The organism is Cohnella sp. WQ 127256 (assembly GCF_024519285.1).
Taxonomy (GTDB): Bacteria; Bacillota; Bacilli; order Paenibacillales; family Paenibacillaceae; genus Cohnella.
Window position 1 is genome coordinate 80,238 of the sequence record NZ_JAMZCY010000006.1, and the last position, 14,234, is coordinate 94,471.

Annotated in this window: 11 protein-coding genes; 7 read left to right on the forward strand and 4 right to left on the reverse strand. The window is 49.1% G+C overall.

Annotated features, from left to right (window positions below):
- The first annotated feature begins 479 nt into the window (after positions 1-479).
- Positions 480-2,393, forward strand: a complete 1,914-nt coding sequence (gene thrS, locus M1K58_RS18865; protein ID WP_256760427.1) for a threonine--tRNA ligase — start codon at positions 480-482, stop codon at positions 2,391-2,393.
- A gap of 100 nt (positions 2,394-2,493) precedes the next feature.
- On the opposite strand, the gene M1K58_RS18870 is transcribed toward thrS, so the two are convergent.
- The 3 genes from M1K58_RS18870 to M1K58_RS18880 form a co-directional block, all read right to left on the reverse strand.
- Positions 2,494-3,216 carry an amino acid ABC transporter ATP-binding protein gene (locus M1K58_RS18870; RefSeq protein WP_256760428.1) on the reverse strand — a complete coding sequence of 241 codons (723 nt, stop codon included), beginning with the start codon at positions 3,214-3,216 and terminating at the stop codon, positions 2,494-2,496.
- Positions 3,209-4,699 (reverse strand): ABC transporter permease subunit, encoded by a 1,491-nt coding sequence (locus M1K58_RS18875; protein WP_256760429.1) that lies wholly within the window; start codon positions 4,697-4,699, stop codon positions 3,209-3,211. Before M1K58_RS18875 ends, M1K58_RS18870 begins: the two co-directional genes overlap by 8 nt.
- 402 nt (positions 4,700-5,101) lie before the next feature.
- A complete protein-coding gene (locus M1K58_RS18880) occupies positions 5,102-5,881 on the reverse strand; it encodes a TerC family protein (RefSeq protein ID WP_256760430.1) in 780 nt (259 codons plus the stop codon).
- 446 nt (positions 5,882-6,327) lie between these two features.
- Between M1K58_RS18880 and M1K58_RS18885 the strand changes: the two genes are divergently transcribed.
- Both M1K58_RS18885 and M1K58_RS18890 read left to right on the forward strand, forming a co-directional pair.
- Entirely contained in the window at positions 6,328-7,197 is an 870-nt protein-coding gene (locus tag M1K58_RS18885) for a MurR/RpiR family transcriptional regulator (RefSeq protein ID WP_256760431.1), read from the forward strand.
- Between the two features lie 74 nt (positions 7,198-7,271).
- Positions 7,272-8,216, forward strand: coding sequence for an ROK family protein (locus M1K58_RS18890; RefSeq protein WP_256760432.1), 945 nt, complete (start codon positions 7,272-7,274; stop codon positions 8,214-8,216).
- 64 nt (positions 8,217-8,280) lie between these two features.
- On the opposite strand, the gene M1K58_RS18895 is transcribed toward M1K58_RS18890, so the two are convergent.
- A complete protein-coding gene (locus M1K58_RS18895; RefSeq protein WP_256760433.1) occupies positions 8,281-9,849 on the reverse strand; it encodes a DUF4127 family protein in 1,569 nt (522 codons plus the stop codon).
- 189 nt (positions 9,850-10,038) lie between these two features.
- Between M1K58_RS18895 and M1K58_RS18900 the strand changes: the two genes are divergently transcribed.
- The 4 genes from M1K58_RS18900 (at position 10,039) to M1K58_RS18915 (ending at position 14,214) form a co-directional block, all read left to right on the forward strand.
- A complete protein-coding gene (locus M1K58_RS18900; protein ID WP_256760434.1) occupies positions 10,039-10,749 on the forward strand; it encodes an N-acetylmannosamine-6-phosphate 2-epimerase in 711 nt (236 codons plus the stop codon).
- Positions 10,750-11,001: 252 nt separating this feature from the next.
- The gene (locus M1K58_RS18905) at positions 11,002-12,348 is read left to right on the forward strand and encodes an ABC transporter substrate-binding protein (protein WP_256760435.1); all 1,347 of its coding nucleotides are present in this window, start codon (positions 11,002-11,004) and stop codon (positions 12,346-12,348) included.
- A gap of 92 nt (positions 12,349-12,440) precedes the next feature.
- Positions 12,441-13,343, forward strand: coding sequence for a carbohydrate ABC transporter permease (locus tag M1K58_RS18910; protein ID WP_256760436.1), 903 nt, complete (start codon positions 12,441-12,443; stop codon positions 13,341-13,343).
- 1 nt (position 13,344) lies between these two features.
- Entirely contained in the window at positions 13,345-14,214 is an 870-nt protein-coding gene (locus tag M1K58_RS18915) for a carbohydrate ABC transporter permease (protein ID WP_256760437.1), read from the forward strand.
- The last annotated feature ends 20 nt before the right edge of the window (positions 14,215-14,234 follow it).

The following is a 14,234-nucleotide window of genomic DNA, read 5'->3' on the forward strand; positions in this document are numbered from 1 at the left end:
ATAGAGAGAGAGATAGCCTCCTCATAAGTGAACAGATTGTGAACGTTTTAAGTTATAATATTTACCATTTGAGCTAGGGTAGTACAACACTCGCCTGTTGACCTCGATGATCATTGCACCTATAATGATCACAAGAAATACCCATCAAGCGATGATCAAAGACATGATTTCCTTTACGAGCTTCACAGAGAGAGAGGTTCAGGCTGAAAGCCTCTCAAGCAAGCGGAAGCGAAATTACCCCTTTGTAGCTGTAACGTTGAACCTGTGAGCGTAACCCTTGGGTCACCACAGTAGTATGCGATACCGTCTTATCCCCGTTAATGGATACCGATTAAGGATCTTGCTCAACATGTTCTGGCCTATTGCCAATTCATGATTGCGGCGGATCGAATTAGGGTGGAACCACGAGCTGAACGCACTCGTCCCTTTGTGGAGATGTGCGTTTTTTTGCGTTCAAATAAACCCTAGGAGGCTTAATCATGGTCATCAAAGTTACATTGCCGGATGGAAAGATACGAGAGGTAGAACAGGGGACGACGATTGAACAGGTAGCGGAGCTCATCAGCCTAAGCCTGAAGAAAAGCGCGGTAGCAGGCAAAATAAATGGCATTCCCGTTGATCTGAATAGGTCGATCGAGGAGGATAGCCACATCGAGATTATTACACTCGACAGCAAAGAAGGCTTAGAGGTTTATCGTCATAGCACAGCCCATCTGATGGCCCAAGCGATCAAGAGAATCTACGGGGATCAAGCCGTAAAGCTGGGAATCGGACCGGTGATTCAGGACGGATTTTATTATGATATCGATATTGAGAAGCCGTTATCTATCGATGATCTTGTCGCCATTGAACGTGAGATGGGGAAGATTGTGCAAGAGAACCTTCCTATCGTTCGACGTGTTGTAAGTCGACGGGAGGCGAAGAACCTATTCGAGAAGCTTGAGGATCCGCTCAAGCTAGAGCTCATCCGGGATCTGCCGGAGGATGCCGTTATTACCCTGTATGAACAAGGGGAATTCGTGGATCTTTGCCGGGGACCTCATCTCCCATCCACGGGTCGAATCAAGGCGTTTAAGCTGCTTAATGTGGCGGGCGCATACTGGCGTGGCGACTCTAACAATAAGGTGCTTCAGCGAATCTATGGCACTTCTTTTCCGAAGGGTGACCAATTATCTGAGCATCTGAGCCTGTTGGAGGAAGCTAAGAAACGGGATCACCGTAAGCTGGGCAAAGAGCTTGAGTTGTTCATGTTCTCCGAAGAAGCGCCAGGTATGCCGTTCTATCTTCCGAAGGGAATGACGCTCCGGACAGAGCTTGAGAACTTCTCGCGCGAAGTTCAGAACAAAGGGGAATATGATGAAGTGCGTACCCCGTTTATGATGAATAGTCGGGTATGGGAGAATTCGGGGCATTGGGATCATTACAAAGACAATATGTACTTTACTCAGGTAGATGAAACGAAGTTTGCGCTTAAGCCGATGAACTGTCCGGGACACATGCTTATTTTCAAAAACAGTCTGCATTCATATCGAGAGCTACCTATACGCATATCTGAATTTGGTCAGGTTCATCGTCATGAGTATTCGGGGGCACTTAACGGAATGATGCGGGTTCGCACATTTTGTCAGGATGATGCTCACATTTTCCTGCGGCCAGATCAGATTGAAGATGAAATCAGTAAGGTGATTGCTCTAATCGACCACATTTATCAGGTGTTCGGCTTTGAATATAAGATCGAGCTGTCGACTCGGCCTGAGGATTTCATGGGTTCGGAAGAGATATGGGATAAGGCGGAACAATCGTTGCAGAATGTGTTGGAGAAGCGGGGGATCGATTATCATCTCAATGAGGGCGATGGAGCCTTTTACGGACCGAAAATCGACTTTCATATTCTTGATGCACTTAAACGTAGCTGGCAATGTGGAACGATTCAGCTAGATTTTCAGATGCCGGGGAAATTCGATCTTACGTACATCGGTGAGGATAATAACAAGCATTGTCCGGTCGTTATTCACCGCGCGGTTTACGGCTCGATTGATCGGTTTATAGGTATGCTGACTGAGCACTACAGCGGGGCGTTTCCACTCTGGTTAGCTCCCGTGCAAGCGAAGTTGCTACCGGTCTCGGACAACTTTATTGATTATGCGCTCCAAGTTAAGCAAGAACTCGCGGAAGCGGGAATTCGCGTGGACGTCGATATTAGAGCGGAGAAGCTAGGCTACAAAATCCGCGAAGCACAGTTGGAGAAGGTTCCTTACATGTTCGTAATCGGAGAGAAGGAGAGAATCTCTGGAACTGTGGCGGTTAGACATCGAGGAGAAGGGGATATCGGCTCCATGTCGGTGTCTGAGATAGCCGCGCATATGGTGAAGGAAATCCAAGAGAAGAGATAGTGGAGTACCCTCACATGGGCGCTGTCTAAGGATTGAACAAGAAAACCCCACCTCAAGCCTACATTAAAGTGGCTTCGGGTGGGGTTTGTTGTATGCACATTTATAATACCTGCTCCAAAAAACGAGCGGCGCGTTCACTCTGCGGATTGCTGAAAAATTGCTCCGGAGTCGCCCGTTCAACGAGCTTCCCATCATCGAGGAAGTAGATCGTATCTGCAGCTTCGCGTGCAAATTTCATCTCGTGGGTGACGATAAGCATTGTCATCCCACTGTCTGCGAGTGTGCGAATAACGTTCAGAACCTCTTTGACCATCTCAGGATCGAGCGCCGAGGTTGGTTCGTCGAAGAGCATAATATCAGGCTCCATCGCCAAGCTGCGTGCAATGGCGACACGTTGTTTCTGTCCACCGGAGAGCCGTGAAGGATAACTATCGGCTTTATCCGAAAGACCGACTCTGGCGAGTAGTTCATGGGCTTTAGCCCGAGCAGCTTCCACGGATAATCCCTTAACCTCGATAGGTGCAAAGGTAATATTGTCGAGCACGGTCATGTGGGGAAACAGATGAAAGTGCTGAAACACCATGCCAATTCGCAGACGAACTTGAGCAGCATCGACTTTTGGATTCGTCAACTCCACCCCATCAATCGTTATGGTGCCGGAGGTTGGGGTTTCGAGTAGGTTCAGACAGCGTAGAAAAGTCGATTTGCCAGAGCCGGACGGTCCGATCAACGCGACAACCTCGCCCTGATCTACTTGGGTCGAGATGCCTTTAAGCACCTGAGCTTTGCCAAAGGCTTTCGTTAAATTCGTTATGTTAATCACTTCGGCGTAGTCTCCTTTCCAGCATACGAGCAAGAGATGTGAGTACGAGCACAAGCACGTAATAGATCGCGGCAACAAGCAGCAGCGCCTCGAAAGAACGGAAGGTGCTAGCTCTAACAACGTCGGCACGACGCATCAATTCGGTGACTCCGATGACGGAGACGAGCGAAGATTCCTTAAGCAGAGCGACGAATTCATTCACCAGCGCGGGCAAAATGTGACGAAGAGCCTGTGGGAATATGATGCGCACCATCATTTTCCGATAAGGAATCCCAAGGGCAATCGAGGCTTCTCGTTGACCCTTGTCAACCGCCATAATCCCGCCGCGAATCGTTTCCGATAAGTACGCTGCTGAATTCAGTCCGAACGCAAGTCCTGCTGCAAGTAGTGCAGGGATGTCGAAGTTGAATAGCTGCGGAACCGCATAATAGATAAGCGTAAGCTGTACGAGCAAAGGCGTTCCGCGGAATACCGAGGTATAAGCGGTAGCAAACCATTGCAACGGTCGAATACCCGAGATTTTGAAGAGAGAGAGAATCGTTCCCCAGAATAATCCGAGTAAGGCAGAGACGAGCGTGAACAGCAAGGTGACATATACGCCCTTAAGAATATAAGGTACGTACCCATCCAGCACGCGAAAATCAATATTGAGGAAGCCTGTCTGCCCCGATGTGTCTGCTTGCTTTTCTTCGAACCATTTATCGATAATGTTTTGCAGCTCACCATTTTCCTTCATCTGATCGAGCATACGATTGAAGTCGGCGACTAGCGCGGTCTGCTTAGGAAATGCGATGGCATATCCGTTAGCTTCCTCCACGACTGGAATGAAGTTCATGGCAAGATCCGAGTTTGCAAGGACCATTTCAATCGCGACGGCATCTTCAACAATTGCGGCATCGATTCGCCCAGAGTTCAATTCTTGAATAAGGTCGGCAATTTTATTGAGCTTTTTGTGCTTAGCGCCCGGTATCGTTTCTGCGAACTGATCTTGAGTGGAGCCAAGCTGGGTCCCGACGAGCTTGCCCGAGAGCTGTTCGACGGTTTCGAATCCATTTTTTTTCTGGGAGACGATCGTATTCCGCGCGGTGTAGTAGCTATCGGAGAAAGCTACGCTTTTCTTGCGCTCATCGGTAACCGACATCCCGGACATGACGAAATCGACTCGCTCCGTTTGAAGGGCGGCGATCAGTCCGCTAAAGTCCATACTGGTAATCTCCAGCTCATAGCCGAGCTGACTCGTAATGTATTTGGCGATGTCGATATCCAAACCGACAATTTCACCGTTATTTTTCGCATCTACACTTTCATAAGGAGGGTAGTCGGGGGAAGTCCCCATCACGAGTTTCTTGACTGCTGACGTAGGCTCTTTTGCCGCATGAGCCAAATCGGTCTTAGCTAATGAAGTTATGGATATGATCGATAACAGCAGAAGCGTGAAGACAATGAGCGGAATGTACAAGCGTTGTAGTCTGTTTCTATTCATAATTTCCTCTTTCTTGTGCGTATGGACTGTGACATATTTATCGACTTCCAAGTATAAGCCGATTGTTAAGTGAAGTGAATAGTTGGAGGTATACAAAACCGATCCAATTATTTCCTCCCCTTATCATTTACATTCTGTTGATAAATATCATGGAAGGTGACAAAGAGCTCAACCAGAATTTTAAGGTCGTGCAGTGGGAGCGAATTGCGAAGGGTGCAGCAGAGGCTGTCCCAAAGGTGAAAACTTTTGAGACAGCCAAGTTGATCCACGCAATCTAGAATTGCGTAGCTTCAATTAAGATAGCTTGTTTGCTGAAGCTTGTTTGGTGGCGAAAAAGAAAAAGCAACGGCGGATGGTGCGCCGTTGCTTTATTTGATGTGTTCGGAAAGGTGGTATGCTTAATTATGCCGCTTTGGACGGCTCTTTATCTTTACTCTTTCCAGACAACAACCACCCGGTTAAGGCGATGCCCAGAAGCACCACATAGAAGGTCAGCTTCCAGCCTGTTGATTCCGCAAAATCGTGGGGGATGACGTTTAGAGACGGATGCGCCAGCGTATGGACCGCCAGCTTGACACCGACCCAGCCGACGATAACGAAAGCAGCAACTTCCAAAGAAGGTCTGCTCTCCAGCAGCTTCACGAACATATTCGCGGCGAATCGCATAATGATAAGACCGATAAATCCGCCTAGGAAAATTACGATGAAGTGTCCGCCGTCCATTCCGCCGATCTTAGGCAAGGTTGTAGTTGGCAACGCGACGGCTAGAGCGACTGCGGCTAGAATGGAGTCGATGGCAAAAGCGATATCCGCAACCTCGACCTTGAAAACCGTCATCCAGAATCCGCTTTTTTTCTTTTCCGAGCTCTTGTCCGCGGATTGTTCGCCCTTCTTCACGATGAGCTTACGGAAAATGTGGTTCAATGCAATAAACAGAAGGTATAAAGCTCCTATAGCTTGTACCTGCCATACGTCCACCAAGAACGAGATCACGAATAACGAAGCGAAGCGGAATACGAACGCACCTGCTAAACCGTAGAATAATGCCTTCTTCCGTTCCTGCTCAGGCAAGTGTTTCACCATAATGGCAAGCACAAGAGCGTTGTCGGCAGCGAGCAATCCTTCAAGCGCAATAAGTACGAGCAGTACCCAACCATACTCCAACAATAAACCGAAATCCATTTGACATCCCCCTGGAGTAAAATATTTACTTTAATATCTAGTCTTTCCCAAAATACACAAGAGACCTTCACCGAATTTGGACAAAGGTCTCGCTGATAACGCCGTATTGGTCATACGGATAATAAAGCCGAACCCTTAGCAGGCTCTCGTGACTTTATGTTACATTGCAGCTACTCCCTTTGGAGTTAGGGTTTCTATGCGGTTTGTGGAAAAGCATCTCAGGGAATAAATACGTAGCTTTAGTGACATGGTTTCAATTGTATATCCGGTTACCGCGACGAAGAGTTGGAGGACGCCAGCATCAAACGGGGCATGTTCTAATGTGAAAGGAAAATTTCTCCGAATACTAAACAAAAAAAGAATTTAATTACCTTTATGCTTGTCATAGAGTCTGGAATCTACTATGCTTAATCTATATATCAATACTAGAAGCGGGTGGGGAAAGGTTGGCTAGAGTAGGTCCTAAGCTTAATCAATCGAATACATTACTGATGATTTCAAGTGTGTATTCTTCTTTATCGAAAGCGGAGAAGAAAGTAGCGGACGCGGTTCTGGGCAATCCGGAGGAAGCGGTTCTAGCTACGGTAACGGATTTGGCTGAACAGGCGGGAGTCGGAGAAACTTCTGTCATTCGGTTCTGTCGTACGCTTGGATTCCGAGGGTATCACGAGTTCAAATTGTCTGTTGCGCAAAATTTGGTGGATCGCCCGTCTTCGTTGTCGGATGCGGTCATCGATCAAGCGGATGACATGATAACGGTTGCTCGCAAGGTGTCGATGTACCATGAAACGATGCTGAAGAACACGGTTGAACTTCTCGGCGAGGAAAGCTTGGGGCTTGCGGTCGACTTGATGTTGACGGCCAATAAAATTTACGTATACGGAGTAGGGTCATCCGGGATTACGGCACTTGATCTACACTATCGGCTCATGCGGACGGGGTTTAATGTTGAAGCTCACCGGGACTCGCATATCATTGCTATGTCGGCTTCGCTCGTGAAGACGGGGGATCTCGTCTTCGTCATCTCAACGTCCGGTAGCACTAGAGACGTGGTTGATCCAGTGAAGCAAGCTAAGGCAAACGGAGCTTCTGTCATCTGTATGACAAGCCATTATCGTTCACCGATTGTCGCTTATGCCGATGTGGTGTTGCTCGTTCCCTCCAGAGAGATGCCCACTGAGGGTGGTGCGCTGTCGACGAAGTTCATGCAGATTCATCTGCTAAGCATTCTGACGACGATCTTGTCGTTGAAGATGGAAGGGGCGGGACAGGCTTTGGAGAAAACTGCTCGCTCGGTCGTGGACAAGCTCTATTAATCGAAAAAGATTCCGCGTGTATATTGGATTTGAGCAACTTAGAGTACATCTGCCAACAATGGAAGGTGACAAGAATGGAATACGCAATCGGGGTGGACATCGGCGGAACGAAGATTCATTTCGCAGTTGTGGATCGAGAGGGACGCATCGTTGACAGTCATCGGGTGCCGAGTGAAGCGCAGCTAGGTGCGGACCACGTGATGAGCTTGGTGCTCCAAGGTGTTGACACAATGATTCAACGAATGCCGAGTGGATCGAAAGCGTCTGGGATCGGCGTAGGAAGTGCCGGTCAGATTAATTTCGTAACTGGAACGGTAGAGTATGCGGGTTCTCAGCTTCCGGGGTGGACTGGAACTCCGATCACGAGGATCTTGAAGGAACGTTATCTTCTTCCTGCGTATGCCGATAACGATGTGAACGCGATTGCTGTTGCGGAGCAAATGTATGGTGCGGGGCGCGGCTTGGACAGCTTTATCGTCGTTGCCTTGGGCACGGGAATCGGCGGCGCGATCGTCGAAGCGGGGCGTGTCGTTCGAGGCGCGAAAGGCTGTGCGGGAGAACTGGGGCATGTGTCCGTTGATTTTAACGGCCCGATTTGCGAAAACTGCGGAAACAATGGTTGCGTTGAGCTCTATGCCTCCGGATCGGGAATAGCGAGACTGGGTCGGGAAGTGTTGGCTGGAGCAGGCGGGATTGTTCCGTGGCAGCCGGATTCCAGGGCGATCACGCAGGCGTGGCTTCAGGGCGAGCGATATGCCTCTCAAGTAATGGATATCGCGATTCGCGCGTTAGCGGCGGCGATTGCAGGCTATATTCATATGTGTAATCCTCAAGCGGTTATCTTGGGCGGCGGAGTAGCGGAGGCGGGTGCTCCGTTCTTGAACGCGTTAGATCAAGAAATTAAGAGTCGCACGTCCACGGCTGTCAGATCTGCATATCGCCTTCTTCCGGCATATGTCGGGAATGACGCGGGTGTAATCGGAGCTGCCGCTCAGGTATGGCTCTACGGGAACGGTTAATGTAACGGCAATAGTCAGGCCCCTTACGAGAAGCGATAGCTTCATGCGCAAGGGGCCTGGCTCTTTATTTTTGAGTAATGGAATCTGCTTCCAGTGTGAAGCTGACCTCGAACATCCGGTTCCATGGGAGCTGAATATCTCGAATCCGCATTCGTTCGGGGTGTAAATCTGCTGCATTCCGTGCTAAGAATAGCTTCAACTTATCGTTAATCAAATCGATTACCGCATCTTGTATGTGAGAGATATGGAAGTAGCTACCACCTAAGGCTTCTAGATTGTTCTTGACGATATCGGTACGGACGACCGCTTGGTAGCCCCAATCTTCGATTAACCGAGACCAATAGAATAGCTTGCTTTGGTGTTCCCTGCCTTCAATGGGCTGAAGATCGGAACGCCGGTAGTAAGACTCTACAATGGCGTGGGCTATGACTGTGCCAAGCGTATTACCTGATGTATTCCAGCCAGCATAAGCGGACAAGTGAGGCAGAAGTCCCGAATCGGACACGAGATTCATGAGCGATTCATCGCCTCCGTTGCAGGTAGCGACATCGGCTAGGGCTATCAGCTTACCTTTGTCGGAATAAGCGCGGATGGCCCCTACGAATTCACGCAATCCGACCTCGGAGAAGTAGGAGGAATGTCGTTTCTCATACTCGGAATCCGTCTCCGCCATCTCATGGGCGCCGATGGGCGGGGAATTGACCATCAGCACGACATCGGCTTCGGCCGAGCCGTCGCAGATGAAGGCGCCAGCTGCGGTTAAATGCGACTTGAGGCTCTCGCCGAGGGAGCGATCCTCGTATTTGGGAAGGATGAACGGACCGTTCGTCGATGCGTGTCGGATGAATACTTCGGGACGATATTCTTTTAATTCGCAGAAAACGCGAGAGAATAGCGTGCATCCAATTTCGTCAGCACCGGGGTACATATGAACGCGGTTCATCAATCGTTCCCGTTCAATAATCTGAAGCAGCTTGCGCTGCTCTTGCGAGGTGTATCCGTACTTGGCGTTATCATCCAATGGGATGATCAGGAAGTCGATAACACCATCGCGCACGAGATCGATGGACAAGCGATTAACGGAGGCGTTCGTCTGTCTACGCCCTATGAACTCATCACGGACTTCTTGGGGGAGCCGTTGCGCGATGCTTTCGCTCTCCGCCCGTTCCTCCTCCGTCCATCCATCTCGTTGCAGCTTGTCTTGCAACCAGCCATTACGCGCAAGCTCTGCACCGTACTCCGCGTAGTAGTCGGGCTCCTCTTCGCTGCTGCTATACGCGGGCGCCCGCATAATAAGATTGAATGCGTATACACGAAGCTGGGGATTGATTCGCTTGCATTCGGCAATCGTCCGAAGGCGTTCGGCGCATTGCTCGAAACTCCAGGAATGGAGCCGGGACGGTACGATACCGCCATAGACGATCATGTCGATAGACAGAATCAACCTATCGGCCGTTGAAGCATGCTCGATCAGCCAAGAGCATAGCTTAGTCGTATCGGCAGGCTGTTTCTTGTTGCCGAGTAGCTCCGAAGGCGGAGAGATCATGTGGAGATCGGTAGCGGCCGCTATCTGAACCGGATAACCGGCGTTGCAAGGTCGTTCATCTAATGGAACGTAAACAATAGCGGACATGTAAAAGCCTCCTGTGTGGTTATATAAATAATGAGCCAATTATAACATAGGTTTTGGAGAATAAATCTGCTTTATTTTTTAAAATAAAAAATATCTTTATTTATTCGAAAACTGTTGATATAATGAGCCCATCACAGATCAATAGCGATTCAACAAATCGTGAGCAAACTCAGGATAACAGGTGATGGAATGACTCAGAATTTAATTGCACAGTTGGCGCAAAACATTATTGTCTCTTGTCAGGCGCTGGAGGATGAACCGCTCTACGGACCTGAGTATATGGCTGCCATGGCCGTAGCCGCACAAGAGGGAGGGGCTATCGCGATTCGGGCGAATACCCCGCAGGATGTTCGAGCGATCAAGCGGAGATGCAAGCTTCCGATTATCGGACTCTACAAGAAGGACTATCCGGATTCGGCTGTGTATATCACTCCGACGATTCGTGAAGTCCGGGAGATTGCAGAGGCCGGAGCGGAATTCGTTGCTATTGACGCGACTTCGTTGACAAGGCCGGGTGGAGAAGAGCTTGAGCACTTCGTACAGTCTATTAGAGAACAATGTCCGGGAGTACTTATTGTTGCGGACGTGTCAACTTACGACGAGGGCGTAACTGCGATGAAGCTTGGCGTCGATCTTGTGTCGACGACTATGTCCGGTTATACACCGCACAGTCTGTCTAATGATGGACCAGACATTGAACTTGTTCGTCGCTTATCCGCATTAGGTGACGTTCCCGTATTAGCGGAAGGACGAATATGGACTCCTTCTGAAGCCGCGGAGTGTTTGAAGGTGGGGGCGTATGCCGTCGTCGTCGGAACGGCGATTACGCGACCTCAGGATATCACGCGCAGATTCGCGAGTGCGATTCGGGAAGCGGCCCGTCAAGAACAAACTTCTTAAGTGACTTGGCAGACGACTGCTAACGTAGAGTTATCTGCCATTGCAGCAAACGATAAAATGTAAGGGTTATCATGACATTTTATGGTGGAATAATTTTTTTAATTATTTTTCAAAAAAGATATATCATTTTTATTAATATGTGAGTTATATTGACATTAATGAATGTGGATTAGTTTAGGGGGGTGTTGAAGGGGAGGTTCGCAAGGGTTTGTGTTAGATAAAATAACATAAAGAGGCGAGGGTGAAGAAAGTATGCGAGCAAAGAACAGTAAAAAAGCGGCGAGTATGTTAGTTACGGTGATGTTATTGTCTACGGTGTTAGCGGCGTGTGGCGGCAACAATGGCAACAAGGAAGGTGGCGCCAGCAGTTCACCGGCTGCATCCGCGAACGAATCCTCGAAGCCGGTAGGCGAGAAGTCTAAAGTATCCGTATGGTACTTGTGGGGTGGAGCCGAAGGCGAAGCGCTTGAGCAAATCATTAAGGACTTCAACGCAAGCCAAGATAAATACTTGGTGGAAGGGCTGTCCGTGCCAGACGAGCAGAAAATTAAGGTTGCGATTGCCGGTGGCAAAGGCCCCGATCTTACGGACTCATTCGATTTCGTTGTTCCCCAGTATGCACAACAAGGGATAGCGTTGCCGCTTGACGATCTGATTGCTAGGGATGGATACGACGTGTCGGACTTCGTGCCGGCCGCTCTCGCTTCTGGTAACTTTGATGGCAAGCAATACGCGCTACCGCTTAACGTTAACTTCTCTGTTATGTACTACAATAAGAAGCTGCTAGCCGATGCGGGATTTACGGAACCGCCGAAGACTAGTGCGGAGCTATACGATGTCATGGTCAAGACGACGAAGGTGAACAGCAACGGAACGATAGATGTGCTGGGCTCTCCGTCCTATCCTTCAGAGGCTTATTTATTCAATGCACTCGCATACGGTTTTGGATCTACTTACGTGAATGAAGATGCTTCTGCCCTTACCTTTAACAACGAAGGTACCCTAGCGGCGATGAATATGATCCGTGATTACAATACGAAGTTCGGCGTAGACAACATCCGTCAGATTCAAGCGTCTGGCAAATGGTTGGATCCTACTGATCCGTTCCTGATTGGTAAGCAGGCGATCCGCTTCGACGGTCCTTGGCTTTCTGCCACGATCAAGAGCAAGCAAATTGATGTCGACTATGGCATTGCGGCCCTTCCGTATCTGGAAGGCAAGCCAGAAACGGCGGGTAGCGGGATTACTGGAAGCTCGATCTTCTACATCGCTAAGACGTCCAAGAACGTAGATGGCGCTTGGGAATTCATGAAATACCTCTACTCCGCAGAGCCTTTGGCGAAGTTCTTATCCCTTATGGGTAACGTTCCAGCTACCAAGAGTGCAATGTCTAGCCCGGCGATGAAGGATATGGTTGATTCGGATCAAGTCATTCCGTTGACTATGAGCCCGAACTTGAAATCTATTCCGCATTTCGCGAAACGTAGCGATTTCGACAAGGCGCTTGCAGAGCAACTGGAGCTTATGTACAACTTGAAGAAGACGCCTGAAGAGACGATGAGCAAGCTTGAAGGGGTTCTCTCTGCAACATTAAAATAACCCAATATTCCGAATATCGGAAAGAACAGCTTAGAAGTCCCCTTCGTTCTCGGACGGAGGGGCTCTCTACTCCATGAACCGGGGGTGACCGCATGATCAAAAAAGCGACGATTACGGGGCTGCTGTTCTCGAGCCCGTTCCTTATCGGCTTCGCGCTGTTTACTTTGTACCCGATCGGAGCCTCGCTCGTGTACAGTTTTACCGATTTCAATATGTTTAAGTCGCCTACCTGGGTCGGTTTCGATAACTATCGTTGGGTGTTCCAGGAAGATGAAGTCTGGAAAAGCATTCGGAATACGTTGTACATGGTTGCGTTCGCAACTCCGATCAGCCTGATCGTGGGGCTGTTGCTCGCTCAAATGCTGAATATTAAGGTGCGGGGACAATCGATTTATCGTACCTTGTTCTATATTCCGTCCATCGTTCCTGCAATCGCCACCTCGCTCGTATGGATGTGGGTGCTTAATCCGAAGAGTGGGCTCATTAATACGGCTCTCGATTATATAGGTATTCGCGGACCTAACTGGTTGCTCGATCCTGTGTGGACGAAACCGGCACTTATTATGATGGGAGCTTGGGGTGCTGGGGGGACGATGATCATCTTCCTGGCTGCGCTTCAGGATGTGCCGAGGAGTCTTTACGAATCCGCGGAGATCGATGGCGCGGGTAAAGTCAGAAAGTTCATGAATATCACCTTGCCGACGATATCGCCGATTATTTTATTCCAACTAATTATTGGTTTGATTACTTACTTTCAATACTTCGCACAGGCGTTCATGGTCGCGTCCATGTCCAATTCGGGCTCGGTCCAGACGATGGCTGGACCGGAGAAATCGTTGCTATTCTATGCGATTCTACTTTACCGGGAAGCATTCGTGGACTTCCGAATGGGACACGCGAGCGCGATGGCGTGGGTGCTGTTCGTCATAACGTCCGTCGTCACGTATGTAATATTCCGAACTTCGAACAGATGGGTTACTTACGGGGGGGATTGACATGAGTTCAGCAACAAGCGCCTTCTCCCGTCGTTTCCGTACGGGGGGCCAATATCGACGCTTTTTATCGCATGTGTTATTGACGGCATTCAGCTTTGTGTTCGTGACACCGATTTTGTGGCTGTTAGTAACATCTATTAAGTCGGACAAGGATTTATACGCCATTCCGCCGGTGTTCTTCCCGAAGCATCCGCGTTGGGAAAATTATGCTGATGTATTTAAGGTGATCGACTTTCCGGGGATGACATGGAACACCTTTCTCGTGTCGGCCCTGTCTGTTATCGGCGTGCTTATCTCTGCGCCTCTTGTTGCCTACGCCTGTTCGCACATTGAGTGGAGAGGGAAAAATATCGTATTTGCAATCGTTATTGGTACGCTCTTGCTTCCTTACCAAGTTACAATGATTCCTACTTATATTATTTGGGGTAAGCTTGGGCTTATTGGTACGTACGTGCCGCTCGTTCTACCTGCGTTCTTGAGCGCTGGCGCTGGCTATTATATCTTCATGCTCCGGCAATTTTTCATGACGCTACCGGTATCGCTTGTTCAAGCAGCTAAGATCGACGGTGCGTCGGAGATGCGGATCTACTTACAAATTCTGTTGCCGCTTTGCAAGCCAATTATCGCGACGGTTGGGGTCTTGCTATTCCTAGCCACGTGGTCTGATTTCCTCGGGCCTTTGCTCTATCTGAACAATGAGAAAGATTACACTCTGTCCTTGGGGCTGTACTCGTTCATGCAGACGCACTATATTATGTGGGAGAAGCTGATGGCGGCCGCTGCGATGTTCACTGTGCCGATCATCGTTCTGTTCTTCTTTGCGCAGAAGCAGCTGATCGAAGGAATTAAGCTAACCGGAATTAAAGGATAAACACATACTCGATGGCGGTG